Annotated in this window: 26 protein-coding genes and 1 pseudogene; 13 read left to right on the top strand and 14 right to left on the bottom strand. The window is 63.0% G+C overall.

Annotation, left to right across the window (positions count from 1 at the left end; translation table 11 throughout):
• The coding region (locus ABH939_RS31960; protein WP_404650688.1) for a transposase at positions 1 to 374 on the bottom strand (374 nt) is incomplete at its 3' end.
• Between the two features lie 627 nt (positions 375 to 1,001).
• Entirely contained in the window at positions 1,002 to 1,688 is a 687-nt protein-coding gene (locus ABH939_RS31955; protein ID WP_042926433.1) for a TetR/AcrR family transcriptional regulator, read from the bottom strand.
• A gap of 128 nt (positions 1,689 to 1,816) precedes the next feature.
• Here ABH939_RS31955 and ABH939_RS31950 point away from each other — a divergent pair.
• Positions 1,817 to 2,092 (top strand): annotated as a pseudogene (locus ABH939_RS31950) (MFS transporter); the annotation flags it as partial.
• A 268-nt stretch (positions 2,093 to 2,360) separates the two neighbouring features.
• On the opposite strand, the gene ABH939_RS31945 reads toward ABH939_RS31950, so the two are convergent.
• The 11 genes from ABH939_RS31945 to ABH939_RS31895 form a co-directional block, all read right to left on the bottom strand.
• Positions 2,361 to 3,575, bottom strand: a complete 1,215-nt coding sequence (locus ABH939_RS31945; protein ID WP_003942419.1) for a cytochrome P450 — start codon at positions 3,573 to 3,575, stop codon at positions 2,361 to 2,363.
• Positions 3,572 to 4,105 carry a PaaI family thioesterase gene (locus tag ABH939_RS31940; RefSeq protein WP_003942418.1) on the bottom strand — a complete coding sequence of 178 codons (534 nt, stop codon included), beginning with the start codon at positions 4,103 to 4,105 and terminating at the stop codon, positions 3,572 to 3,574. Before ABH939_RS31940 ends, ABH939_RS31945 begins: the two co-directional genes overlap by 4 nt.
• A 273-nt stretch (positions 4,106 to 4,378) precedes the next feature.
• Complete coding sequence (locus tag ABH939_RS31935) at positions 4,379 to 6,010, bottom strand: fatty acid--CoA ligase (RefSeq protein ID WP_003942422.1); 1,632 nt, start codon at positions 6,008 to 6,010, stop codon at positions 4,379 to 4,381.
• 83 nt (positions 6,011 to 6,093) lie between these two features.
• Positions 6,094 to 7,161 carry a BtrH N-terminal domain-containing protein gene (locus ABH939_RS31930; RefSeq protein WP_003942427.1) on the bottom strand — a complete coding sequence of 356 codons (1,068 nt, stop codon included), beginning with the start codon at positions 7,159 to 7,161 and terminating at the stop codon, positions 6,094 to 6,096.
• A 38-nt stretch (positions 7,162 to 7,199) separates the two neighbouring features.
• A complete protein-coding gene (locus ABH939_RS31925; RefSeq protein ID WP_003942425.1) occupies positions 7,200 to 8,036 on the bottom strand; it encodes an SDR family oxidoreductase in 837 nt (278 codons plus the stop codon).
• Positions 8,033 to 9,562: an aldehyde dehydrogenase family protein gene (locus ABH939_RS31920; RefSeq protein ID WP_003942430.1), complete on the bottom strand. Its 1,530-nt coding sequence runs from the start codon at positions 9,560 to 9,562 to the stop codon at positions 8,033 to 8,035. Before ABH939_RS31920 ends, ABH939_RS31925 begins: the two co-directional genes overlap by 4 nt.
• Positions 9,559 to 10,284 carry a transglutaminase family protein gene (locus tag ABH939_RS31915; protein WP_003942420.1) on the bottom strand — a complete coding sequence of 242 codons (726 nt, stop codon included), beginning with the start codon at positions 10,282 to 10,284 and terminating at the stop codon, positions 9,559 to 9,561. The genes ABH939_RS31920 and ABH939_RS31915 overlap by 4 nt, the downstream gene beginning before the upstream one ends.
• A complete protein-coding gene (locus ABH939_RS31910; RefSeq protein WP_019750067.1) occupies positions 10,281 to 11,744 on the bottom strand; it encodes a cytochrome P450 in 1,464 nt (487 codons plus the stop codon). The genes ABH939_RS31915 and ABH939_RS31910 overlap by 4 nt, the downstream gene beginning before the upstream one ends.
• 67 nt (positions 11,745 to 11,811) lie before the next feature.
• Positions 11,812 to 13,014 carry an NAD(P)/FAD-dependent oxidoreductase gene (locus ABH939_RS31905; protein ID WP_003942429.1) on the bottom strand — a complete coding sequence of 401 codons (1,203 nt, stop codon included), beginning with the start codon at positions 13,012 to 13,014 and terminating at the stop codon, positions 11,812 to 11,814.
• Complete coding sequence (locus ABH939_RS31900) at positions 13,011 to 14,399, bottom strand: cytochrome P450 (protein WP_003942426.1); 1,389 nt, start codon at positions 14,397 to 14,399, stop codon at positions 13,011 to 13,013. The genes ABH939_RS31905 and ABH939_RS31900 overlap by 4 nt, the downstream gene beginning before the upstream one ends.
• Positions 14,400 to 14,423: 24 nt before the next feature.
• Positions 14,424 to 14,744, bottom strand: a complete 321-nt coding sequence (locus ABH939_RS31895; RefSeq protein ID WP_003942421.1) for a 2Fe-2S iron-sulfur cluster-binding protein — start codon at positions 14,742 to 14,744, stop codon at positions 14,424 to 14,426.
• A 127-nt stretch (positions 14,745 to 14,871) separates the two neighbouring features.
• Between ABH939_RS31895 and ABH939_RS31890 the strand changes: the two genes are divergently transcribed.
• A complete protein-coding gene (locus ABH939_RS31890) occupies positions 14,872 to 15,873 on the top strand; it encodes an AraC family transcriptional regulator (RefSeq protein WP_003942428.1) in 1,002 nt (333 codons plus the stop codon).
• A gap of 289 nt (positions 15,874 to 16,162) precedes the next feature.
• Here ABH939_RS31890 and ABH939_RS31885 read toward each other — a convergent pair whose 3' ends face one another.
• A complete protein-coding gene (locus tag ABH939_RS31885) occupies positions 16,163 to 16,387 on the bottom strand; it encodes a hypothetical protein (RefSeq protein ID WP_230544131.1) in 225 nt (74 codons plus the stop codon).
• Between the two features lie 188 nt (positions 16,388 to 16,575).
• Here ABH939_RS31885 and ABH939_RS31880 point away from each other — a divergent pair, with 188 nt between their 5' ends.
• The 11 genes from ABH939_RS31880 (at position 16,576) to ABH939_RS31830 (ending at position 23,729) form a co-directional block, all read left to right on the top strand.
• Entirely contained in the window at positions 16,576 to 18,099 is a 1,524-nt protein-coding gene (locus ABH939_RS31880; RefSeq protein WP_019750069.1) for an MFS transporter, read from the top strand.
• Between the two features lie 13 nt (positions 18,100 to 18,112).
• Entirely contained in the window at positions 18,113 to 18,709 is a 597-nt protein-coding gene (locus ABH939_RS31875; protein WP_003946090.1) for a universal stress protein, read from the top strand.
• Positions 18,627 to 19,148, top strand: a complete 522-nt coding sequence (locus ABH939_RS31870; RefSeq protein ID WP_231915899.1) for a PaaI family thioesterase — start codon at positions 18,627 to 18,629, stop codon at positions 19,146 to 19,148. The genes ABH939_RS31875 and ABH939_RS31870 overlap by 83 nt, the downstream gene beginning before the upstream one ends.
• Before the next feature lie 91 nt (positions 19,149 to 19,239).
• Complete coding sequence (locus ABH939_RS31865; protein WP_003946087.1) at positions 19,240 to 19,476, top strand: hypothetical protein; 237 nt, start codon at positions 19,240 to 19,242, stop codon at positions 19,474 to 19,476.
• Positions 19,477 to 19,553: 77 nt separating this feature from the next.
• Positions 19,554 to 19,754, top strand: coding sequence for a three-helix bundle dimerization domain-containing protein (locus ABH939_RS31860; protein ID WP_003946083.1), 201 nt, complete (start codon positions 19,554 to 19,556; stop codon positions 19,752 to 19,754).
• Positions 19,755 to 19,759: 5 nt separating this feature from the next.
• On the top strand, positions 19,760 to 20,041 hold the full coding sequence (locus ABH939_RS31855) for a hypothetical protein (RefSeq protein ID WP_003946081.1): 282 nt from the start codon (positions 19,760 to 19,762) through the stop codon (positions 20,039 to 20,041).
• A gap of 106 nt (positions 20,042 to 20,147) precedes the next feature.
• Positions 20,148 to 21,179, top strand: a complete 1,032-nt coding sequence (locus ABH939_RS31850) for a magnesium and cobalt transport protein CorA (protein WP_003946088.1) — start codon at positions 20,148 to 20,150, stop codon at positions 21,177 to 21,179.
• A 231-nt stretch (positions 21,180 to 21,410) separates the two neighbouring features.
• Complete coding sequence (locus ABH939_RS31845; protein WP_003946084.1) at positions 21,411 to 22,010, top strand: hypothetical protein; 600 nt, start codon at positions 21,411 to 21,413, stop codon at positions 22,008 to 22,010.
• A 95-nt stretch (positions 22,011 to 22,105) separates the two neighbouring features.
• Complete coding sequence (locus ABH939_RS31840) at positions 22,106 to 22,273, top strand: hypothetical protein (RefSeq protein ID WP_003946089.1); 168 nt, start codon at positions 22,106 to 22,108, stop codon at positions 22,271 to 22,273.
• Between the two features lie 142 nt (positions 22,274 to 22,415).
• On the top strand, positions 22,416 to 23,036 hold the full coding sequence (locus tag ABH939_RS31835; RefSeq protein ID WP_151097347.1) for a DUF1109 domain-containing protein: 621 nt from the start codon (positions 22,416 to 22,418) through the stop codon (positions 23,034 to 23,036).
• Positions 23,037 to 23,240: 204 nt separating this feature from the next.
• Positions 23,241 to 23,729, top strand: a complete 489-nt coding sequence (locus ABH939_RS31830) for a hypothetical protein (RefSeq protein WP_404650684.1) — start codon at positions 23,241 to 23,243, stop codon at positions 23,727 to 23,729.
• Positions 23,730 to 23,806 lie beyond the last annotated feature (77 nt).

Below are 23,806 nucleotides of genomic sequence, written 5' to 3'. Positions count from 1 at the left end.
GGCCAGATCGGGCGGCAGAAGGTCTTCGACGGACTTATCCAGCGACTCGACGACACGGGCACTTGACATCGATCACCCACATAAACCGATGCCGAATTCAGGATCTCGTTGGCGCGCTTGAGTTCCCGATTCTCGGCTCGAAGTTTGCGCATCTCCGCTGCCATTTCGCTCGTCACACCGGGACGTTCGCCGGCGTCGGTCTGAGCTCTCCGGACCCAGTTGAGCAGCGTTTGCGCTGTTCCGATGCCGAGTTTGTCAGCGACGGATTCGACTGCGGCCCACTCGGACGGGTACTCGTGTTGGACTTCTGCGACCATCCGCACTGCCCGCTCACGCAGTTCGGGCGGGTACCTCTTGTTCGTTGCTGAGGACATGACTCCATCTTTCCCAAAGGATGAAGTCTCCGGAAACTCCGGTTCGATTCACTGATTCCGTTGTCGGCGAGAGGCTGCTCGCTTCGTTAGCGAGATTTGTGGACATCACTCTTTAAGCTATGTCGACTTAGTCGACCCTCTAGTGCAGTCCACTTCTGGCATAGTGCAGCCGTCTTCTGAAACTGACATCAGTCGCGCCCAGACGCCCGTTCTTAACCGTCCGGTATGACGACGGTCAAAACGAACACCCAAACCGGCAGGAGGGCGCTCATCGTGTTTCGGATAAGAAGTGATCGTTGATCTTCTTGTTGGTGGTGTGCGTATGTGACTCCGGAAGAGAAGTTGTGGAAGCGTCACGGCGCTCGGTGGCCGTAACAATGCTGGCTTTGCCGGATCGTCGATGTCCTCGACGTCGACGACACATCGACGACCGTCCTGCCTTACCTCGAACGCCGCGAAGCGCTCGTCAACCTCGGCCTTCAGCACCCACGCATCAAGGTCCCACCACACCAACAACGCGCAGGACGGCTGCGCTGAGTCGCCGTCCACTACAGCATGCTTGCTACGACACCGGGCTCTGCGGGTCCGCGACACTTTTTGTTCTGACCGACTGGCCCAGGTCTTCGGTTACCGCGTTCTGTGCTCGGCCGGAGTGGTTGATGCCGCGCCTATTCGGTGGGTGGTGAGGAAGTTGTCGACGAGTCGGGTGCAATCGTCGTGGTCGATGGTGCGCAGTCCGGTGAGGTGTGCGAAGACGATCGGGCCGAGGAGTTCGATGAGGGCGAAGGTGGTGTCGAGTTCGCCGAGCATGGCACGGGCGTCGGGGCTGGTGAGGATGTAGTCGAAGGGTTGGCGGTATTGCTCTATGATGCGGGCGCGTAGCGAGGTGATCGCGGCCGGATCGGGGCGGCGGGCGGGGTCGGTGTGGGCGTCGCCAAGGGACCCCATGGCCAGCCATGCCAGGGTGGTCATCTGTACTGGGGCCTGTTCGATGAGGTCGGATTCGGTGGTGAGCAGTGCGATCAGCCGCTCGCGCACGGGTCCGGTGCCGGAAGGGGTGTCGACGTGAGGGAGTAGCCGTTCGAAGGTTGCCGCGAGCAGGTGATTGGTGCTACCGAAGTGTCGGTATAGAGTCGCGCGCGCGACCCTCGACATGCGGGTGACGGCTTCGACAGTGACCGCTTCGACGCCACCGGTGGACAGCAGATGGGTGGCCGCATCGAGTAACCGGTTGCGTGAGCGTGCTAGCCGCGGATCGGCCTGCTCGTCGACTGCGGTGAGTGAGTCGGTCGTGGCGTGGTCCGGGGCGGTCATGGGAGCGCGCTCCTCCGATTCGTCTCGTTCAGCCCTGGGCGTATGTGTCGACTCTATCCCGAGCCCCCACCACTATGATACGAATGGTCTCGTACCGAGACTGTTGGTCTTTGAGTTGGGAGGCGCCGGTGGACACACCTGGGACGGGCGCTGTTGAGATCGACGGGTGGACCAGGGCCGAGTGGTGGATGCTGACGGTGTCGTGCCTGGCGGTGGCGCTGGTGGTCGCGGCCATGGCGGCGTTGTACTCGGCGTTGCCGCAGATCGCGGTCGAGACCGGGGCGACGCAAGCCCAGTTGACCTGGATCGTCGACGGTTACACGCTGGTGCTGGCGTGTCTTGTGCTGCCTGCCGGAGCAATCGGTGACCGTTACGGGCGTCGCGGTGTGCTGGTCACGGGGCTGCGGTATTCTCTCTCCCGGCCCCGCCACCAGCCGCTCACATGTACCACACGCGCACGCTCACGTCTACCACACGCGCAGGCCGTAAACTCGTCTCCCTGAGCATGGATCTGACAAACTGGTTCCGGTCGCGCCGTGCAAGCGAGTCGGCGCCCGACCTGCGAAGCCTAGGAAAGGCTGCGCTGACACTGCGACTCCGATCGATTGAGGTGGTTCGGTCGGGTTCAACTCCCGAGACTTTGAGCCCTTCTGGTGGGGGGTAGGGGAGGGCTCATCTGGTTGCCACCTTTAAACTCGATAGCCCGCGGAAGGATAGCCCGGTACGCCAGCGAGGCTGTTCGACGAGCTGGAGACCGGGAAAACGAGCCACCAGGATCGGGAACAGTAGGGATCCTTCGAGCCGGGCCAGCGGCGCGCCGAGACAGAAGTGAATGCCGGCGCCGAACGACAACGGTGGGACTCCGGTTCGGGTGATGTCGAGCTTATCCGGGTCACAAAATCGGTCCGGATCTCTGTTGGCCGCCCCGAGCAAGGTCAATACGATCTGACCGGGATGTAGATCGACTCCTGCCAGCCGTGTCGGCTCGAGCACCGTGCGCCCGTTGGTCTGGACGGGGGAGTCGTAACGCAACAATTCTTCGACGGCATTGCTCGCCAAGTCGGGCCTGGCACCCAGTTCGCGCATTTGGTCGGGGTGAGCGAGCAGCGCGGCGACGCCGTTGCCGATGAGGTTTGTGGTGGTTTCGAACCCTGCGGCGAACAACAGAATCGCGGTGCCGACGCATTCGTCGTCATCCAGGATGTCGTCGCCGTGCGCGACGGCGAGTCGGCTGAGTAGGTCATCGGCGGGGCGGGCGCGTTTGACCGCCAACAGGTCAGCGAAATACATGGCAAGTTGGTTCTCGGCTTCACAGGCGGCGGTCAGAGCCTCAACATTGGCTCCGGGTTCCAGTGAGGCGAGCAGGGCACGCACCAATGGCGCGGCAACTGCCCGATCGGCCGCGGGAACTCCCAGAAGTTCGCCTATCACATTCACAGGCAGCGGGAGCGCCAGATCGGTGATGATGTCGACGAAGACCTGTACCTCCATGACGTTAAGTAGGTGATGGATCTGTGTGATGATGCGGCTGCGCAACTCGTCAATGTGTCGAGGGGTGAACACGTCGGCCACCAGTCGACGCAGCCGGTGATGGTCAGGGGGGTTACGGAACAGCATGGTGCGCCGGAATCGATGCATGGCCCGACGTTGCAGCTCGTCAGGGATCTCGGACAAGCCGAAGCCCAGCGACTCGTCGGCCTTGCCGAGTCTGCGGTCGCGGAGCGCCGCCGCGCAATCGTCGTAGCGACTCAATACCAGCACCCCCGATCGCGTAACCAAGACGGGGCGCGTCTCTCGCAGCCGTCGGAACGCTTCGTAAGGTCCGGCTGCGCCGTGATCGGTGAGTAAGGCGTCCAGGAGCAGTTCCCTCTCGGTCGGTACATTCATGCTTGCCTCTTAGTATTCGCCTGTGACTGCAGGAAATGTTCGACGTCGACCAGGATGAACAGGGCGGTCGCCGTGGTGACCGATCGACCCTCTATATCCTCGATCCTGGCCGCGAGATTCAATTTCCGGCCATCGCGAGACCGTGTATCGGCGTGCAGGGTGTAAGGCGTGGCAAGCAGAACCGGCGCGAGGTAGTCGAGTTCGAGACGGCGCGTCACGCCGAGTTCTCCGACCGTGTAGAGCAGGAAACCGAAAAGATCGTCGATTACGGTCGCCACCGCGCCGCCGTGTGCTATCCTGGGCGCCCCTACGTGACGTTGGTCGAAGAGGTGGTGAGCAACGACGCCGTCTCGGCAACGCCGTACCGACAGGTAATGCCCGTGCGGGTTCGTCGGCCCGCACCCAAGACAGTTGGGGTGGTGGGGTGGCAACTCAGGCGAGCTAGATTCTTCCAGCGGCCGGAATGAGCGCACCCAGTCCTCCATGTCTGGGTCGACCGACCCCCCGACCGCATCCGAAGCTTTGCCCATGGTCCGACCTTCCTGTCGATGAAACCGCGCTTAATGCCGGTCTCGAGTGTGACCGTTATGCAAATACACCTGAGCGCACTCCGGAGAGTGCGGTGGCAGCCCTTCGCTCAACTCCACGTTGGTCAGGCGAGGTGTCCCGCCCAACGGGAGATCACGACCCCATCTCCTTCACCAGTGCCGTAGTCTGCGATGGACGCCGGTGTCGTGAAAAACTTCCCGCCCCGCGTTCCATCTGCCTCGTCCTATTCAGAACTCCGGTTGGAAAAAAATTTCCTAGATTTCGATGACAGCTAGCTCTCCTTCGGCGTGCAGGGAGCGTAGGCGCTTCTTGTCGAACTTGCCGACTGAGGTCTTGGGCACCTCGGAGATGAAGCACCAACGCTCGGGCAGCCACCACTTGGCGACCTTGCCGTCGAGGAAGTCGCGCAGACTAGCAGGTGTGGGCTCGCGGCCCTCACGTGGAACGATCACCGCGAGGGGGCGTTCTTGCCACTTCTCGTCCGGCACTCCGATCACAGATGCCTCGAGCACGTCTGGATGACCGGCAAGCAGCAGTTCGAGCTCGACCGAGGAGATCCACTCCCCGCCGGACTTGATCACGTCCTTGGCGCGGTCGGTCAGCGTCACGAAATTGCGTGCATCGATCCGCCCGACGTCGCCGGTGCGTAACCACCCTTCCTGAAACTTCTCACTGTCATGCTCCTCGCCGACGTACGAGCCGGTAATCCAGGGCCCGCGTGCTTGCAACTCACCGACCGCTTCGCCGTCGTGCGGGAGCTTATTGCCCTCGTCGTCGACAATCCTCAGCTCCACCCCTGCAACCGGGCGGCCTTGGGTGGCGCGCAGGCGCCAGCGCTCCTGCACATCGAGCGATACCGGTGGGCGTGCGATGGCGGCCAGCGGCGAGGTTTCGGTCATTCCCCATGCCTGGACGACCTGCACGCCGTACCTCTCCTCGAAGGCCTCCATCAGGTGAAGGGGTACTGCGGAACCACCGCAGGCGACCAGACCGAGAGAGGAGATGTCATAGCTGGAGTTTGCCTCCAAGAAGTTTAAGACGTCATTCCAGATCGTCGGAACTGCGCCCGCGACGGTCGGCCTCTGCGCGTCGATGAGCCGCACCAGCGGCTCAGCCTGCAGGAACCTGTCAGGCATGAGTAGGTCGGCGCCCGACATAAGGGCGGCATAGACTAGTCCCCAAGCGTTGGCGTGGAACATCGGCACGATGGCAAGGATCCGATCATCGCAGCTGACTCGCAGTCCGTCGGCGGCGCAGGCCGCCATCGAATGCAAGTACGTCGACCGGTGGCTGTAGGCGACCCCTTTGGGGTTGCCGGTGGTACCCGAGGTATAACACATAGCGGCTGCGGACTGCTCATCGAGATCAGGCCAGTCGAACGTATCGGACTGAGAGGCGAGGAACTCCTCGTACCCCACGACCCTGACCCCGTCACGGTGCAGCGGGGTAAGGTCCACTTCGCCGGTCACGACGACGGTGTGCACGCTGGTGAGCTGCAGCAGTACAGGGGCCAGCAAGGGCAGCAGGCTTCCATCGAGAATTACGACCTGATCCTCGGCGTGGTTGCCGATGTAGACAAGTTGATCAGGGGTGAGACGTAGGTTCAGGGTGTGCAGCACTGCGCCCATCGAGGGCACCGCACAGTAGGCCTCAACATGCTCCTGGTTGTTCCACATAAAGGTCGCAACACGCTCATCGCCTGTGATCCCGCAACCGCGCAATGCGTTGGCCAACTGTGCGGCTCTCCGTCCGACTTCGGCGAAAGTGCCGACCTTAACGCTCCCGTCGGACTGCAAGGTCCGTACGGTTGCCGAGCTATGCACACTCGAACCGTGGCGCAGAATCGCCGCAGTTGTCAAGGGAAAGTTCATCATCGTGCTCTGCATACCATTCCTTCATTCGATAGTGCCTGCGAACGAACAGCGATCCGCAGATCAATTCACCGGGCGTCCTGGTTAACAGCGGGCTGTCAGAGACCTGCAGCCGTAAGTGAGGTTGAAGCCAATTCCAGGGACTCGACCAGGTTCGACTCGAGTTCTGGTAGTCGGCTAGCCGCCGTGACCACCGCCGCTAAGCGAGCGCGCGCATCAATGTCGCGTTGGGTCCCGGCACGTGCAGTTTCGGTCCATGCCTGCGCACAACGGCTGGCGGCGACGGCGAGGTCGGCGGTGGCTAGATCACCGGTCAGGCGTGCGACATCCGCGCAGCCATCGGCGAGCAACCGGCGGAATAGGCCGCCGCCGGTGCCCGCCTTCTCGATGAAAGCGCCCAGACTGAACAGGAAGATCTCAAGATCTCTTGTCGGAAGGTCTGCCCAGGCTCGAAGGTCGGCCGCCAACTGCTCGACTGCAGCTAGCCCCTCGGCCCCGGCCTCCATGGTCGTGAGATCAACGATCCCCGGCTGTGACGGGTGGCGCATGTTGGCCGCGGATTGGCGAAATGCCTCTGCCGCCACTGTTGCCATGTCTGGCAGCGCGCTCGGCCAGGTGATGCGGTATGTACAGTGGCGCGTCGGTTGAGGGAAGGACGTCGAGGAACGCGCCCGAGCCAGCGAATCGAGCGGGACTTCCTGCACCTCGGCGCGATCATTGTCTACGACGAAGGCAATCCCCTTAGCTTCGTCGTAACCGATCACCACGATGTCGTGGCGACTCATCTGCAACTGGACCTGCAGGTACGGTAGCTCGGCTATGTCGCCCCACACCAGGCTGGGTCTGCCTGCGTCGATCTCGTCGAGAACCCAAGACCATCCCTCACTGGGATCGTCGGTGGTGAGAACGTGGACCTGTCCGCCTAGCCGGCGGGGTAGATCGATTTCGAAGTCGGCCCCTCGTCCCACCAAATACAATGGTGGAACCAGGTCATTCGATCGGAGGTACGCTAGCCCCAGCGAGCCGCCGAGTGCGAACACCAGACCTTCATCGGGTGGCCCTTCCCACCCCAGTCCATGCCAGTGCAGAAGATCCCGCATTGCGCCAGAACCACAGTGCCCCCCGATCTGATGGGGGTAGTCCTTGATCAGGATCTTGCGGGGCATGTATCTTCCTTTTCTGGGTGGTGGGTTCGAAGACCAGGTCAGTTGTTCCGAATTCTGTCCAGGTAGGCCTGACGTGCCCCCATGTCCACGTCGTCGAGGAATACAGAGTCTGTGTCCAGGGCCGATCCGAGCCTGGTGGCGAGCCGTTCGGGGACGAACTTCATCGCTGCGACCATGCTCCCTGCGAGGCGAGTGACGCGCACGAAGGGCCGCGGTTTCTCGATCAGTTCGCCTGTCACTCGAGCGATTTCCTCGGGCTCTGCATTGCGCAGTCCCTTGGCTCCTGCTGTCCCAGCAACGAGTTCGGTGTTGGTGAACGTGGGCCGCACTGTGGACAGCCGCACGCCTGACTTGCGGTATTCCAGTCGCGCCGCCTCCGTGAATCCGATGACCGCGAATTTGGTGCCGCAGTAGGTCGCCAGACCGGGGACGGCGAGCTCGCCGGCCAGTGATGCGGTGTTGATGATGTGTCCAGTACGACGAGGGAGCATCCGTTGAAGGGCGAGTTTGGTCCCAAAGATGACTCCCAGGACGTTGATCTCGACCTGCCGCCGGGTCACCGCGTCGTCTTCCTCGTGGGTGTGCCCGGTGGGCATGATGCCCGCGTTGTTGATCAGCACGTCGAGGGGGCCGAGGTCTCCCTCGACTAGGTCGAGAAAGTCTTTGAACGAGTCAGGGTCGGTGACATCGAGGCGGGTGACAACCTTAACCCCCAGTTCGGCGGCGGTCTCCTTAGCACGTGCCTCGTCGATGTCGCCGATGGCCACGCGGTGACCTCGTCGGATCAGCTCCTTCGCGGTCTGGTAGCCGATGCCGCGGGCTCCCCCGGTGATCGCCACTGTTTTCGCGGCGGTATGGGGATTGTGTGTCGTCACTTGCTGTGCTCCTTGTTCAGGCCGAGGCGTTGTCGTAGACCGCGACCGGCTGCTGCACGCAATACTTTTTCGGCGATGGCCGTACGTCGGGAGGTGTACGGGTACCACGTGAGTTCTCGTGTCAGGACAGGGATCCGCGGCTCGGTCACGGACTGGACCCGGCAGTATTTGTGAAGTCCGTAGGCGCCGCCTAGTCGCGCACCGATACCTGAGGCCTTCCATCCACTGTGCGGCAGTGTGGTGGCGAAGAGGTTGCTGAAGACGTCGTTGATGTTGACTGCACCCGCGTCCAGACGTTGTGCGATACGCCGCGCACGAGCATGGTCGCGGGTCCACACTGTGGCAGACAAGCCGAACGCCGAGTCGTTAGCCAGGTGGATGGCCTCGTCCTCGTCCGCGACACGCATCACAGGGATCGTGGGGCCGAAGGTCTCCTCGGTCATGCAGGCCATTGTGTGGTCGACGCCGACCACAACGGTTGGAGCGTAGTAGTTCCCGACCGCGCTTAGGGTTCCGCCGGCCAGTACCTGCGCACCTGCCGCCACTGCCTGGCTGACGTGGCGATCGGCTATCTCGACCTGTCTCGCCGTGACCATCGCACCTACGTCGTCACCTGCCGCGGCACCTTGGGTAAGTGACCGTACTCGTTGAGCCAGCCGGGCCACGAACTCGTCGTAGATCTCAGAGACCACATACACCCGCTCGACTGAGATGCAGACCTGCCCCGCGTTGAACAGACCGCCCCACGCGATCCCCTCCACAGCACGAGCAAGGTCGGCATCCTCCAGCACGATCGCCGGATCTTTACCACCTAACTCCAAGCTCACAGGCTTCAATTGCTCGGCACAGCGGATCGCGATTGTCCTCCCGGTGGCTGTCGAGCCCGTGAACTGAACGAAGTCAGCGGCGTCCACGACCGCAGCACCTGCTTCGCTAGCACCCACAACATGCGCCAAAACTGGTGGGGCGCCGATCTCGTGCCAGCCCTCGACGACTCGTGCACAGGTCAGTGGCGTCTCTTCCGAGGACTTCGCCAGGACTGCGCATCCGGCAGCCAGCGCAGGAGCTGCATCCATGAGGAAGAGGGTGATCGGGAAGTTCCACGGTGTGATGAGCCCGACAACCGGGTACGGGTGGTAGGTCTTGGACAACCGTTTCGGCAGACTTAGCAGACCTGCGGATCGGACTTGCTCGTCAGCGAGAAACTTCTCGGCATGGTTTGCGTAGTAGGTGATGAACTCGCACGATGCTGTCGTCTCAACCAGGGCGTCGGGGCGCACCTTGCCTGTTTCGGCTTGCAGCAGATCGGTGAGTTCGTCGGTGTGAGCCAGGATCCAGTCTCGCCAGCGATGCAACCATCGGGAGCGTTGCCGCGGGCTTGCCTGAGCCCACCCGAGCTGAGCGCGGCGGAGATCGGCCGCGATGCTGTTCACGGTCTCGCGGGTATCGATGGGGACGGTTGCGACCAGCCGGCCGTCGGCGGGGTTGCGTACGTCCAGGGCATCCGCTGTGGTCGCCGTGCTCATCGGGCCTCCGGGAGTGAGTGGAGCCCGCGGGCGATCCCGTCGGGCTGGGTGCATCTGTCGGGTGTGTCGGTGAAAGCGTCAGCGATCACGTGGGTGCGCTCAAAGATTCGCTGTCCATAGGTATGCCGAAGCTCGGTCAAGATCGTGTTCAAAGGCAGGTCGTCGAAGACGCCGCGCTCGCGGACATACTCCATGTGCAGGGCTCCGTCGGCGGCGAAGGCGTGCAGGAGGGCGTCGTGCTCGCCATCGAAATCCACCGGCGGCACCCCGAAACGGGCACACAACTCGGTGTTGAACGCCGGGGTCGCCTTCATCCACCGGCCGTTGACGTAGAGATGGCTGTAGCCGTGATAGACGAACAGGTCCGTGCCGCCCATGAGCGCTCGCAACGCTTCGGTCTGCAAATGATTTCGGACGTCGGCAAACCCCAGTAGCGCCGGAATCCCTGCCGCACGGCACACCGCGGTCAAGAGCACCGCCTTCGGGACGCAATAGGCGCGCCCGGTCTCGAGGACGAAGCTTGCTCGATAATGGGCGGGATCGTCCGACACCGTGTAGGGGTCGTACCGGATCTGGTCGCGGACGGCGGCGAAGAGGCGCTTCGCCTTGTCCCGGTCGGTGCCCGCATCCCCAACCGCGGCGGCGGTGAACGCCCGGACGGACTCGTGCTCGATGTCGAGGAAGTCGGTCGCCCACGAGTGCGCCAGCGGTGCCTTATTCATCTGCGCTCCAGAGTTATCGGCAACCCGTCGACCGGAATGGGGAGCGAGGTGTTGTCCCACCTCGCTTCATACTGATCGGGGACCGTCCAGGTGTAGGTGCGTAGCATGTGGTGCAGAATCGCCTTGACTTCGAGGGTGCCGAAGTGCAGACCGATGCACTTGTGTACCCCTCCTCCGAAGGGGATCCACCCGAGGCGGTGATTCTGGTCCTCACGCCGCGGTTCGCTGAAGCGGTCAGGGTCAAAGGTGTCGGGGTCGGTCCAGCACGACTCGTCGAAGTGGTTCACCGACGGAGCCACGGCCACCAGGGTGTCCGCCGGGATGTGGTGGCCGGCGATATCCACGTCTTCGACCGTCTTGCGCATCACGATGGGCACGGGCGCCACCAGACGGAGTGTCTCCTTGATCACCAGGTCGAGAGTCTCCAGTGAGTCCAGGTCGTCGATGTCCGGGCGGCGTCCACCGAGTCGGTCGGACTCGGCCCGCGCCCGTTCCTGCCAGGCCGGGTGCTTGGCGAGGAAGTAGGCGGCAGCGGTGGTGGTGATGGTCGATGTGTCGTGGGCCGCCATCATCAAGAAGATCATGTGGCTAACGACGTCCTCATCGGTGAACGCCTCACCGTCGGCCGTGCGCGCATGGCACAGCCCCGCAAAGAGGTCGCCTCCTTGGCCACTTCGAGCCGCCGGCAGGTGCCGGGTGAAGTAGTCCTCCAAGAGCGCGCGCCCACGGACTCCCGCTCGCCAACGAGTCCCCGGTAACGGGAAACGGATGATCGAGCTGGCCGCACGCACGGTGGCCACGAAGGCGTCGTTGATGGCATCGGTATCCTCGCTACCCCCCCGACCTGCCATGAAGACCTTCGTGGCGACGTCGAGAGTTAGTGCCTTCAGCAGCGGGTAGATGCGCGTGGTGGATTGTCCCGCTGTCCACCCTGGGATGCTGGCCTCCAGCGTCGGGCCGAGCTGGTCGACGTAGCCGGCGAGTCGGTCGCGGGTGAACGCCTCCTGCATGATCCGCCGATGCATCCTGTGTTCGTCGAAGCTCATCAACATCAGGCCCCGATGAAAAAAGGCATCGATGAGATAGGTCCACCCGTCCTGGGAGAACGACTTCGCCTTGGTGGTCAGCACCTCCTGTATGGCATCCGGTCCGGCAACCGCCACTATTTTCGTGCCGAAGGCGCCCATCCACGACACAGGTCCTAGCCGCTGGTACCTGGCCCGGGAGAAGTTAGATCCGAACCGGATGTAGTCCAGGGTGTGACCGAGCAGAGGCATGCCAGCGGTCCCTAAGACCGGTTTGAGGCCTGACCCCGCCGGGGGCGGGGCGAGCTCTCGGACAGGCCACCGGTCACTGGCCCCGAGCAGGGCCGCGTCGACCCGACTCGGCAGTGGCACCATGAGGACCGACGAGAGTCGCTCACGACCCTTCGCCAGCGGGAGATGGATAATGTTCGTCACTTGTGTTCCTTTCCGAAACGCAGCCCGCACTCACCATTTCGTACCCATCGCCCGAAGACCCGTCATCTCAGGCGGAGCTGGCAAGCGCCAGTTCAGTTCGGTCGATGGGGAGTTGCTGCGTGATTACCCGCTTGCTGAACATGAAGTCACGGGGGCGGTTGATGCAGTCGGCGCCAATAAGCTCTCCCTCACGGAGGTAGAAGCAGGTGAAGTCGCGGTCTCGGGTCGGGTCTCCGCTGAGGATGACTTCGTCGTAACCGGTGTTCAGACCGGCGATCTGGAGCTTGAGATCATATTGATCCGACCAGAACCATGGAAGCGCCGCTATCTTCTTGGACTTCCCACACACCGTCGCGGCAGCGACCTTGGCTTGCTCGTGCGCGCTCGGCACAGACTCCAGGCGTAGAGGGCGGCTGTAGCGAGCCATGCTGTGGCTTGCGCAATCCCCGGCGGCCACGATGTCGGGGTCGCTGGTCCGGGCCTGGTCGTCGATCACGACGCCGTTATCAATGACCAGACCTGCGGCGGCGGCAAGATCGGTGTTCGGCTCAACGCCGATGCCGACAATGACGAGGTCAGCGGGAATTGACTCGCCACCGGACAGAACTACTTCACGGACCCTGTCCTCGCCGGACAGAACCTCGACCAGCACACCCGTCCGGATTTTCACGCCCTCCTGCCGGTGAATACGGTCGAAGAACGCTGATACTTCGGGGGCAGTGACCCGCTCAAGGACGCGCCCAGTCGCCTCGAGCACGGTGACCTCCAGCCCCAGTGCACGCAACGAGGCAGCCGTCTCCAGTCCGATGTAACCGCCGCCGATGATCACTGCCCGACGTCCTGCGTGGGCGGCCACTCGGATCATCTCGACGTCTGCGACTGTGCGTAAGTAGTAGACTCCGGCCAAGTTGGCTCCCGGGGTGGGGAGTCGCCGAGGGCGGGCGCCAGTGCACAGCGCAAGCTGGTCGTAAGCTAGTGCGCCGCCGGTACTCAGTGAGAGATGACCACCCGAGCGGTCGATCGCCTCCACCGTCGCATTCAGGACTTGGATTCCCTGCTTGCTATAGAAATCGGCATTGCGGATCGCAAGCTCGTCGAGTGTGCTCTTCCCGGCCAGGTACGCCTTCGACAAAGGAGGGCGTTGGTAGGGCAACGTCGACTCATCGCCGATGAGAACGATCTCGCCGGTCCACCCTTCCTGTCGAAGACTGGCCGCGAGTTGGGCTCCGGCATGGCTGGCCCCGACGACGAGGGCCCGATGTAAGGTCATACGTCGGATTTCGGGGTGAGACGGACCATCATCTTGCTGATGCCCCTGACAAAGTTGGACTGCACATACTCGGGCTCGCCGACGACCTCGATCTTTTCGAAGCGAGAAAGCAACTCTTCCCAGAGAATCCGCAGCTGTAATTCCGCCAGTCGGTTGCCCATGCAGCGGTGGACACCGAAGCCGAAGGAGATGTGGTTGCGAGCGTTGGCCCGGTCGATGATGAAGTCGTCGGGCCGATCGAACATCCGCTCATCACGGTTGCCTGAGGCGTACCACATCACTACCTTGTCGCCCTTGCGGATGAACTGCCCGTTCAGCACGGTGTCGGCCTTGGCGATCCGGCGCATGTAGGCCAACGGTGTTTGCCACCGAATGATCTCCGAGACCATATTGGGGATCAGGTCAGGGTTCGCCTTCAGCTTCTCGAACTGGTCAGGGAACCGGTTCAACGCGAGAACACCGCCGCTCATCGAGTTCCGCGTCGTGTCGTTGCCTCCGACGATCAGCAACACAAGGTTGCCCAGGAACTCCATCGGTCGGTCGATCAGATCCTTGGTGTCTTCGTTGCTCTGCAACAGGGTGATCAAGTCGAATCCGGGTTCCTCCCCGGCAGCTGTCCGGGCAGCCTTGTCGCGCCAGAGAGTGCTGAGACCTCGCGCCATGTCGCGCATGCCGCGGAACACCTCGTCATTGTCCGAGGGGCCGCCGTTGGCTTGCTCCATCGAGGATGCGAGATCAGACCAGTAAGCGAGCTTGCGGCGCTGCTCGTAGGGAAAGTCCAGGAGGGTCGCAAGCATCCGAGCGGTCAACTCGACCGAGACGTTCTGGACCCAGTCGAACGGCTGATCCACGGGCAGGTTGTCCAGCACCTCCTGGACGCGCGATCGAATCAGACCCTCCATCTCACGCAGGTTCTTCGGTGCGACCACGCCTTGGACAGCGGCCCGCTGCGCGTCGTGTCGTGGCGGATCCATCGCTATGAACATCTCGATATCAAGAAAACGAGGTGGAACCCCGATGACGATCAACGGCTCGGCGGAGAAGACCTCGTGGTTCTTGTCGACGGCCATGATGTCGGCATGCCTTGTGACGGACCAGAACGGCCCGAACGGACTGTTAGGCTGGTAGTGGACCGGAGCCTCGTTGCGTACGCGCTCGAAGTACGACTGCCAGCGCCCCTGGCGATAGAGGAAAGGGTTGCTGAGGTCGATGTCGGCGAGTTCGACGTCCTCCACAGGAGGGATGGGGCTCTCGATGAAAAGCCTCTCTCCGTTCGCTCCGGTCACCCATCGCCGCGTCTTGTCGTACAGTTGTGCGCCCTGGATCTGCCGCTCCATCGGGATAGTCGACTGAACCTTAGCGGCGATTGCCTCAGAAAACTTCATTGCGTCTTATCGTCTCTCTCGTCGTCACATCTGAAACTCAGGCATTAGGACGGTCAGGCCGTCCCACGCCTCGGAGACCGGAATCTGGCAGGACAGTCGAGAGGTCGGTTGACGCTCAGGGTTCATCGCGAGCATCTCCTCCTCGTCGGAGCCGGAGAGGCCCACCTCCTCGGACCACTGCGGATCGACGATCACATGGCAGGTGCCGCACGCGGCCTCGCCTCCGCAGTCGCCGTCGATGCCGGGCACTGCATTGTTGGTCGCGACCTGCATCAGCGACTGTCCTTCTTGGAAAGGGACCTCGTGCTTCTTGCCGTCGTGTGAGACAAAGGTGACAACTGCCATAACCAACTCCTGATACGTTGTCCTCGCCTTGGGAACTTGATCAAAGTGTCGTCGGGGATGACCGCTACGGCTATGTTCTGCGGAGTCAAAAACTTGTGAATTCGGCTCAAAGGGATCTGGTGAACCAATGATCCTCGATGACGAGGGTGTGCCCCCGCTCCTGTTCGTGCAATTGCTCGAGCGCCAAGCATTCGACCCAGACGCCGTCGCGCGGCTTCGCAACATCATGTCTCGCGAAGGAACCGACGAGGCGACGCTGATTCAGCGCGACGTTCAGGCCCCCATACGGTGGTTTCGGGAGGTCTACCCCGAACTCGACGTCGACCAGGCAACACTGCTCGGCTTTGCGTTCGCTGAACAGGCCCAGTTGACGTCCTTCGGCCCGTTGAGTTCTCCGCTGGTCAGCGCAGGCTCGGTAGCCGAGATCGTGGAGTTGCTCACCTATCTGCCGTTGATCTCGACAGCTCTCAGTCCACAGTTCCATCCAAGTGACCACGGCCTCACCATCGGGTTCACCGCACACACAAGCGATCCGGCCCTGGACTGCCTGGTCGTCGCCTACTGCGGGTCGGCGCTACTGCGACTGCTTGACATGCTCGCCGGCGACATGCCTACCGTCACACTCCACTTGAGTTGGCCGGTGCCGCCCCTCCTGTCCAATCATGAGGACTTAATAGCCGGGCGCCTGTTTTTCGGCGCTCCGATGTCCTTCCTTCATGTTCCCGCGGACACGCTTAACGAGGTTTGCCGGTTCTCCGATCCCCTCACATACCGACTCGCCATCGGCGATCTGCAGCGAACTCTCGACCAGCGGGGCAGGACCACGTCGTTTTCGGAGAAGACGAGACGGCTGCTGGAGAAGGAGCCCGCACAGGGGAGTATCCACTGGGTCGCACGCGAGTTGTCGATATCCGTCAGCACACTCAAGCGGCGCCTCTCCGAAGAGGGGACCACTTTCCGCGAGTTGCGCCAGTCATTCCTGCGCGAGCGTGCGATGCTGCGGCTACTCGACCGATCAATGTCGGTGACTGAGGTCGCCACGGAGCTCGGATACAGTGACCTCACCAACTTCTCACACGCCTTCAAGCGATGGACCGGCCGTTCTCCGAACGAGTTCCGGCATCCATGACGCTGAGCCGCCCGGTCTCCGGCGGGTTGAGGGGGCTGGCGGATGCGGTAAATCAGTGTGGGGCCGTTCCCAGTGCATGAGATCAGTGGTACTCCAGGGGCCGACCAAGATTTCGGTCCGACAGGATCTTCCTGAGTCTCGGGGTCACCGCAACGGCGTGATCAGTGGTGGAATCCGCGTCGACGTGGGCACTTTGCAGCCAAAGCGAGGGGTTATGCCTGCTGTGTGGGCATGGGCATGTGCTCGGGCATGATCATCTTTCTCGGAAGTGACAGCTCCGCATGGGAACCTAGATTTTCCGGATTGAAGGCAGGTGCTGCGGCAGTTGTGGCCGCGGGCCGGAGCGCCAGCCGACCACCTTTGTTCGAGAACGCCTGCTTGGGCACGTCAAGACACCCCCGAAGTTGGGCGCGGCCGCGTCGAGTAACCGGTTGCGTGAGCGTGCTAGCCGCGGATCGGCCTGCTCGTCGACTGCGGTGAGTGAGTCGGTCGTGGCGTGGTCCGGGGCGGTCATGGGAGCGCGCTCCTCCGATTCGTCTCGTTCAGCCCTGGGCGTATGTGTCGACTCTATCCCGAGCCCCCACCACTATGATACGAATGGTCTCGTACCGAGACTGTTGGTCTTTGAGTTGGGAGGCGCCGGTGGACACACCTGGGACGGGCGCTGTTGAGATCGACGGGTGGACCAGGGCCGAGTGGTGGATGCTGACGGTGTCGTGCCTGGCGGTGGCGCTGGTGGTCGCGGCCATGGCGGCGTTGTACTCGGCGTTGCCGCAGATCGCGGTCGAGACCGGGGCGACGCAAGCCCAGTTGACCTGGATCGTCGACGGTTACACGCTGGTGCTGGCGTGTCTTGTGCTGCCTGCCGGAGCAATCGGTGACCGTTACGGGCGTCGCGGTGTGCTGGTCACGGGGCTGGCGGTGTTCTCGGTCGCGTCGGCGCTGCCGCTGCTGCTGGCCGACCCGGTGTGGCTGATCGCAGCGCGCGCGCTGGCCGGGGTGGGCGCGGCGCTGGTGATGCCTTCGACGCTGTCGATCCTGACCGCGGGGTTCGCCGCTGCCCATCGTGGCCGGGCGGTGGGGGTGTGGGCCGGAGTTGCGGGGTCAGGGGCAGTGCTGGGCATCCTCGGCGCCGGGGTACTGCTCGAGCGGTGGTCATGGCCTTCGGTGTTCGTCGGGTTGACCGTGGCGGGGGTGGTGCTGGCGGGGTTGGCGTGCACTATCGCCGAGTCCCGAGAGAGCGAGCATCCCCCGGTGGACTGGGTGGGTGCGGCGGTGGTGGCCGTCGCGATCGCGGCGATCGTGTTCGCCGCGATCGAGGTTCCCGCGCGGGGCTGGGCCGACCAGCTCGTCGCCGCTATCGCCGGGGTCGGTCTCCTGGCAGCGGTGGTGTTTGTGATCGTAGAGCTGCGGTCTTCTGCGCCACTGCTGGACGTGCGGTTGTTCGCCCGCCGCGGTTTCGGGGCCGGCTCGCTGTCGGTGACCATCCAGTTCCTGGTTACCTTCGGAGTGTTCCTGCTGTTGGTGCAGTACCTGCAGCTGATCCTCGGCTATGGGCCGCTGGCCTCGGCACTGGCGTTGGCGCCGATGGTGGTGCCGCTGGTCGTGATCTCGGTAATCGCACCGTGGTTGTCGAGCCTCGTCGGGTTGAAAGTGATGACCGTCTCAGGACTGCTTGCCATCGCTGCCGGACTGGTGCTGGTAAGCCGGTTGACCGTGGCCGCGGACTATCCCGGCCTGCTGTGGCCGCTGCTGATCATGAGCGCGGGTCTGGGATTGTGCACCGCCCCGGCGACCTACGCCATCGTCGCCGACACCCCTGCGGCCAAACAGGGGGTCGCCGCCGCGGTCAACGACGCTGCCCGCGAGATCGGCGCCGCGATCGGGATCGCCGTGGCTGGCAGCGTGCTCGCCGCAGGCTATACCCACCACATCCAGCCCGCTCTGCCCCAGCTTCCCGAGCCCGCCCGCGGCCCGGTCGCCGATTCCCTGGCCGCTGCTCTGCAGGTCGCTGACCAGGCCGGACCGGCGGCCCAACCGCTGGCCGAGTTCGCCAAGGCAGCGTTCGTGCACGGCAGCAGCCAGGCCGCGCTCACGCTGGCCGCCCTCACCGCCGCCGGGGCGATCGTGCTGGCAGTCCTCTCTCCCGGCCCCACCACCCGCCGCTCCCGCGCGTCACGCACTCACACGAACACCCCTCCCCGCTCGAACACCCCCTTCTCGTGAAAGAGGCCCCATCATGACGGCCTATCGCACGATCCTCGTCGACACCGACGGATCCGACTACTCCTACCGCGTGGTCGACCACGCCGCCGAGCTGGCTCACGTCACCCACGCCCGACTCCTGATCATCTGCGCCCGTCACGACATCGACGAACGCGCACTCGGTACTGACGTCGACCGGCTGCGAGGTACCACACCCACCGACGCCATCCTGCGCACCGCGCACCAACATGCGATCGCCCACGGCGCCGTCGACATCGAAACTCGCATCCTGCCCGAGCCCACCGTCCGCGCACTGTTTCACCTAGCCGGCCCGACCGCCGACGACCTCATCGTCACCGCGAACCCCCACCGGTCACCACTGGCCCGGCTACTATTACCTCGCCGGCCGAGCTTGCCCACAAAGCCCACTGCGACATCCTCATTGCTAATGGTGAGGACACCTACGGAAGGCGTCCATGACCGAGCACACACCCAACACCAACACACCCGAGACCGCCGGCCCCGAACCTTTCGAGGCCGAGGACTGGATCCGTACCTTCGCTGTGGCGCCGCCCGAACACGTCGACCTGCCGCCTCACCACCCCCACTGCCTTGGTTGCGGACCGGCTAACCCTCACGGCCACCAGTTGCGCGTCCGACGCGACGCACACGGCGTCTACGCCCACCACAGCTTCGATTCCCGCCATGTCGGCGCCCCAGCGATTGCCCACGGGGGCGCGGTCGCCACCGTCCTCGACGACTTGTTCGGGTTTCTGCTCTACACCGTGGGAGAGCTCGCCGTCACCCGCCACCTCGCTATCGACTACCTCGCCCCGGTCCTGCTCGACACCCCCTACACCCTCCGCTCTCACATCCACTCCCGAGCAGGCCGCAAACTACACCTGCGAGCCACCATCGAAAACAACCACGCCCACGTGGTCACTACCGCCACCGCACTGTTCCTCATCGTCGACATCGACCACTTCCTGACCCCCCGACACAACGCCTCGGCGGCGACCGCGCCCACTACACACGAAGACCAACAAGGCCCTCAGATGGACAGTCCCTGACGTGTCCCTCTAGCCGATCCGCGGGGACTGTTTCTTATTCGGTGTTTCGGCCCGAGCCGCTGAGTAAACGCTCAGCGAGGGAGGTGCCGTGATGACGACATTGGAAGATATGACGAAGAAAAAGGCCGAGCCCTCCGCGGAAGCTGCGGCGCGCGCCATCAGGTCGCAGAACGCGGCGTTGCGGCCGTGTTCGGTCACGACGACGGGACGGTGCTCATGGTTTCAGGGTGAGAGATTGCGTGAGGATCGCATCCCGGTTCCGCGCACCCGTTTGCCGGTGTGGGGCGAACTCGGCCGGTCGGGTTCGACTCGTGGCAGCAGAGCGTGACTACGTGCTGATTGTCGCCGCGGCCGATAGTCGTCTCTCGTGTTGAACTATGGGCAGGTGGGGCGCAGTATTTACAGATGAAGACCGAAGAGGAAGAGCGTCTGATCGCTCATGCGGTGAGTAGGTTGTCTGCGAAGTATCCGTCGATCTCGGCTGATGTCGTGGCGGACGCTGTGGCGTCTGCTCATGCTCATTTCGACGACAAGGTGCGTGATTTCGTTCCTCTGCTCGTCGAGCGCATGGCGGGGGAGAAACTTTCCTCGCTGGTCGCTTCATAAAGGCCGTGTCCGCGGCCGAAGAGTCCGATATTGCGCAGGCGAGAGTGTTTCTGGCTCTGTTGAATTCGGAGATCGACGAGTTGTCGGAGCGGATCGAATCCGCGCTGCGCCTGGTGCGGGGTACGCGCCCGGTCGCACCTGAGTTGGCGTCGGCGGCGCGCACCGATGCGGCGGCTCTGCGTAAGGACCTTCATCGGGTGCACGCTCTTGTCGAGCAACTGACACGCCGGTTTCCTACCGCCAATGTGCCCGCGGAAGTGCCTGCCGCACATTCTTTCCGCAGCTGATCGGTTTCCGTCGCAGCGCTGATCGCGTTCGGTGCGCGGTCAGCCGCTATCCTGAGTCGCCCTCTTCTGCATGGGCAGGGAAGCACAGGGACGGTGAGCTGCGGGGATGGATCGACAACCACCATCGAGTGCTGCCGCTGCTGTGGTCGACTGCGCCGTCTATGTCGACGGGGTGCGACTCCCCGGCACTCACACACCGGAGAGTGCGTTGGATGAGGTTCGGCGTCGGGGTTCGGGGTTCGTGTGGCTCGGGTTGTTCGCACCGACCTTCGAGCAGATGACGGCAATCGCCCAGACGTACGGCCTGCACGAATTGGTCGCCGAGGACTCGGTGCACGCGCATCAACGCCCCAAACTCGAACAATACGACAAGGTGACCGTGTTGGTGATGCGCACGGCCCACTACCTTTCACCGACCTCGATCCGCACCGCCGACGACATCGTCGAAACCGGTGAGATTCTCGCTGCTGTCGGGTCGGATTTCATCGTCACCGTCCGGCACGGCGCGCATACCGCGTTGGCGGGCGTGCGCGCCGAACTCGAAGGATCGCCGGAACACCTGCAAATCGGGCCGTGGGCTGTCCTGCACGCGGTGATCGACCGGATCGTCGACGGTTACCTGGGAGTGGTCGGATCGGTCGACGTCGATATCGACACTTTGGAAGTGGAACTGCTCAGCCCCGATCGTCACACCCCTATCGAGCAGATCTACCTCGTCAAACGCGAAGTGCTCGAATTACGGCGTTCGGTCAACCCCCTCGCTGCGGCGCTGTCCACGCTCGCTGCCGCCACTGCGTTGCCGGAGCCGATTCCCAAGGACGTACACCGGCATCTGCGTGATGTCGCCGAACACCACGCCGCGGTGGCGGAACGGATCGTCGAGTTCGACGATGTCATCAGCTCTCTCGTCGCTGCGACTCTTGCTCGGGTCAATGTTCAGCAGAACACCGATTTGCGCAAGATCACCGCGTGGGCGTCGGTGGCGGCGTTCGTGACTGCGTTCGCCGGGATCTACGGCATGAACTTTCAGGACATGCCGGAACTGCGATGGCGATACGGGTACCTGCTGTGGTGGATCATCGCGGTGACCGGCGCGGTGTCGTTGTTCACCTTGTTCCGCCGAAAACGCTGGCTGTAAAGGCCAGCATCTGAAGGTCTTGGCCGGCTGCGGCCGGAACTCCTCGAACCGAACGGAGGTGAACGACCGAACCGCCCTGCCTCCGCGCGACCACGCTGTTGCCGGGCGGGATTGCGCAGCAGGTCAGGTCGAAACCACTGTTACGCAGATCGATTCCGTTAGTCTCAACCGTCCGTGAATGGTGGGTGTGCAGGCGATCGACGATCGGGGATCGAAGAAGGAGGGGGACAGGTGTTCGGTAGCGCCGGCAATGATGCTCGACTAGTGCGTCCGCCTGCGCTGGGCACCGCCCTCGCTGCCGTGCCCTTTCTCGCGATAATTGCGGGAGTCCGCTACGACTGGTGGCAGTACCCCACAGCCGCAGTCATTTTCCTCGAACCCGCCACGGTATGTTTCGCGCTCCTGGGACTCCTTGCCATCGGGGTGTTCTGGGTTGTCCGGTCCTACGGTTTCTGGAAACGGGAGCAGCGCCTGTCGTGGCGGATGGGACCTGCCCCTCTGGTCGTGGTAGCGACTGCTCTCGTGTTCTTCACGGTGCAAACGCCAACGGATCGCGCTTTCGATCGAGCCAATCCAGAGATGGCGGAGCTTGCGGACTCGATGCTGCGTGACGGTACCGAGCATCTCGGCCCCACCGAGATCGACGGTTACGAATTCTCCACTGTCTTCATCCGGGTGGACAACTGTGTGTACTTCGTCGATAGCAGGCGGAGCACCCCCACTGAGGTCGTGGGGTGGTTGTACACAGCGAATTGCACTCCGAATTTGGATCGGTTCCGCCGGCTCAAACCCGTTGCTGAGAACTGGTTTTCCTTCGAGCAGGGCACCTAGAGGTCTTGTCTGGACCTATGAGATCTCAACGCAGCTGGGTCTTGTAACGCGTGGCGCAGCGTGCGAAATGTGCTCGTCTACCAATGTGAGGGGAAATGCGAAATCTTCAGATCTCGGTGTTGGCTTTGTTCGTGCTCATTGTCGTGGTGGCTGTTTCCGTGTGGTCGGAGAGCGAGTATGTCCGCACACCGTTGTTGATTGCTTCGGCTGTGACACTGATATTGGTGATCCTGTTGGAGATCAACATCCGCCGCTTGAAATGAGTGCGCGGAGAACATTGGGGAAACAACTTGAAAAACAACGAGGGGATCGACCGCGGGCGCGATGGATGCCCGCAGCGCTCTGGGTCGGTCCGAGGGTGGCATCGCTGAGGTCCGCCCTTCTACATAGCGATACGGTGAGGCGATGCGAAAGCTGAGGTCGTTGGGTGAATGGGTAGCAGCTGATCCGCCTGCATCGTCGAAGCCTCCGGGGCCGATTCTTCTTGCGTTCACTGTTGTTCCGGTTCTTGTGTTGATGTGTAGGCATTACGGGTGGTGGCCTTCCCCGTTCGGGGGTTTCCGATGGTTGGATCCTTTGCTCGTTTCTGCTGCGGCGTTGGTCATTCTGGTGATGGTGGGGTTGGTGTGGGCGATCCGCACGCTGTACGTCGTGGGTCAGGACCGGCGCTGGTCGTGGTGGATCCTGCCTGCGCCGCTCGTCGTCACCGCCGCGGTCGCTGTGGTGATGTTGGTGCCTCAGGTGTCTTTCCTCGACAAGAGCGGAGAATTCGAGACCATCGCACTCGACCTCCTCAAGAATGCGGGAACTGTTGCCGAACAGTTGGAGATCGGCTCGTTCGATATTCGTCGCACCCGTGTCGTACCTCCTGATGAGGTCTATTTCATCGACAACGGCGGCAGCATGTTCACCACGACGCGGGGGTGGGTGTACTCACCCAGCGGGACACTTTCTGGGTTCGGCCACTTCTCTGCAACGCATCTCGGCGGCCCCTGGTACGAGTTCACAGCGATCTGGCGCGACTAGCTCAACTGTTCGTTCGCCATGAAAGGACTTGAGAAATAGCGCCGCTCGCGGTTCTGGGGCCGGTGGCTGTTGTTTCTACTGCGCGACACCTGTTGCAATCTGCTAGGTTCGCGGTGAAAGCCTTTGAGCTGCAACGACCGTGTTCCCAAATATCTGAGACGGCGCTGTACCCCAAGAGAATGTGCAGCGATCCTGCTCGACGGAATGGACTTAGTTGTCCTCGGGCTGGCCGGTGCCGCCGTTCCGCCGACCAGAGCGCGCGCGGTGGTCGCCCGTGCACGCAGCAAAGGTTCCTGCCTGGTGGTCACCGAAGGGCGATGGGACGGTGCGGATATCCGCATCGACTCCCACGTCACCAATTACACGGGGATCGGGCAGGGCTATGGCCGCATCACAGGCTTCTCCGTCGATATCGAGGTCAAGTGGGCCGGGGGATACGCCCCGGTCCGGCAGGTTCGATCTGAGCCCCACAGCCCGGGCAGTGGGGTGGACGGCCCACGCTCCCGAACAATCGGCTCCGCTTCCACTTCCGCAGGCGCTATGACCGCCCCGGACTTCAACGGCTGGCAGGAGCCGTGGCCACTGACCCCGACCCTGCGCCCACTACTCCCACAGCCCCAGCCGGTCATCGTCGAAACGAACCGCGCCCTGCCCTTGGCGAAGAACGCCACGCGCTGTCGACGGCCATCGTAAGCTCCCCACTGGCGGCCATTTATGGCGCATTTTGTGGCCATGGTTTCTCCCCGCGTACGGCCAGATAGTTCCCCACC

Source organism: Rhodococcus sp. 27YEA6, from assembly GCF_044908235.1.
GTDB lineage: Bacteria > Actinomycetota > Actinomycetes > Mycobacteriales > Mycobacteriaceae > Rhodococcus_F > Rhodococcus_F qingshengii.
The sequence above is the reverse complement of the archived record's forward strand: the minus strand, read 5'-3'. Positions and strand labels throughout refer to the sequence as shown.

Bases quoted from the DNA above. Each gene is read 5' to 3' on its own strand.
- ABH939_RS31955 (WP_042926433.1), bottom strand. From the start codon at position 1,688: ATGACCGCCCCGGACCACGCCACGACCGACTCACTCACCGCAGTCGAC.
- ABH939_RS31945 (WP_003942419.1), bottom strand. From the start codon at position 3,575: ATGAATGTACCGACCGAGAGGGAACTGCTCCTGGACGCCTTACTCACC.
- ABH939_RS31940 (WP_003942418.1), bottom strand. From the start codon at position 4,105: ATGGGCAAAGCTTCGGATGCGGTCGGGGGGTCGGTCGACCCAGACATG.
- ABH939_RS31935 (WP_003942422.1), bottom strand. From the start codon at position 6,010: ATGCAGAGCACGATGATGAACTTTCCCTTGACAACTGCGGCGATTCTG.
- ABH939_RS31930 (WP_003942427.1), bottom strand. From the start codon at position 7,161: ATGCCCCGCAAGATCCTGATCAAGGACTACCCCCATCAGATCGGGGGG.
- ABH939_RS31920 (WP_003942430.1), bottom strand. From the start codon at position 9,562: ATGAGCACGGCGACCACAGCGGATGCCCTGGACGTACGCAACCCCGCC.
- ABH939_RS31915 (WP_003942420.1), bottom strand. From the start codon at position 10,284: ATGAATAAGGCACCGCTGGCGCACTCGTGGGCGACCGACTTCCTCGAC.
- ABH939_RS31905 (WP_003942429.1), bottom strand. From the start codon at position 13,014: ATGACCTTACATCGGGCCCTCGTCGTCGGGGCCAGCCATGCCGGAGCC.
- ABH939_RS31900 (WP_003942426.1), bottom strand. From the start codon at position 14,399: ATGAAGTTTTCTGAGGCAATCGCCGCTAAGGTTCAGTCGACTATCCCG.
- ABH939_RS31895 (WP_003942421.1), bottom strand. From the start codon at position 14,744: ATGGCAGTTGTCACCTTTGTCTCACACGACGGCAAGAAGCACGAGGTC.
- ABH939_RS31890 (WP_003942428.1), top strand. From the start codon at position 14,872: ATGATCCTCGATGACGAGGGTGTGCCCCCGCTCCTGTTCGTGCAATTG.
- ABH939_RS31885 (WP_230544131.1), bottom strand. From the start codon at position 16,387: ATGACCGCCCCGGACCACGCCACGACCGACTCACTCACCGCAGTCGAC.
- ABH939_RS31880 (WP_019750069.1), top strand. From the start codon at position 16,576: ATGCTGACGGTGTCGTGCCTGGCGGTGGCGCTGGTGGTCGCGGCCATG.
- ABH939_RS31875 (WP_003946090.1), top strand. From the start codon at position 18,113: ATGACGGCCTATCGCACGATCCTCGTCGACACCGACGGATCCGACTAC.
- ABH939_RS31865 (WP_003946087.1), top strand. From the start codon at position 19,240: ATGACGACATTGGAAGATATGACGAAGAAAAAGGCCGAGCCCTCCGCG.
- ABH939_RS31860 (WP_003946083.1), top strand. From the start codon at position 19,554: ATGAAGACCGAAGAGGAAGAGCGTCTGATCGCTCATGCGGTGAGTAGG.
- ABH939_RS31850 (WP_003946088.1), top strand. From the start codon at position 20,148: ATGGATCGACAACCACCATCGAGTGCTGCCGCTGCTGTGGTCGACTGC.
- ABH939_RS31840 (WP_003946089.1), top strand. From the start codon at position 22,106: ATGCGAAATCTTCAGATCTCGGTGTTGGCTTTGTTCGTGCTCATTGTC.
- ABH939_RS31835 (WP_151097347.1), top strand. From the start codon at position 22,416: ATGCGAAAGCTGAGGTCGTTGGGTGAATGGGTAGCAGCTGATCCGCCT.
- ABH939_RS31830 (WP_404650684.1), top strand. From the start codon at position 23,241: ATGGACTTAGTTGTCCTCGGGCTGGCCGGTGCCGCCGTTCCGCCGACC.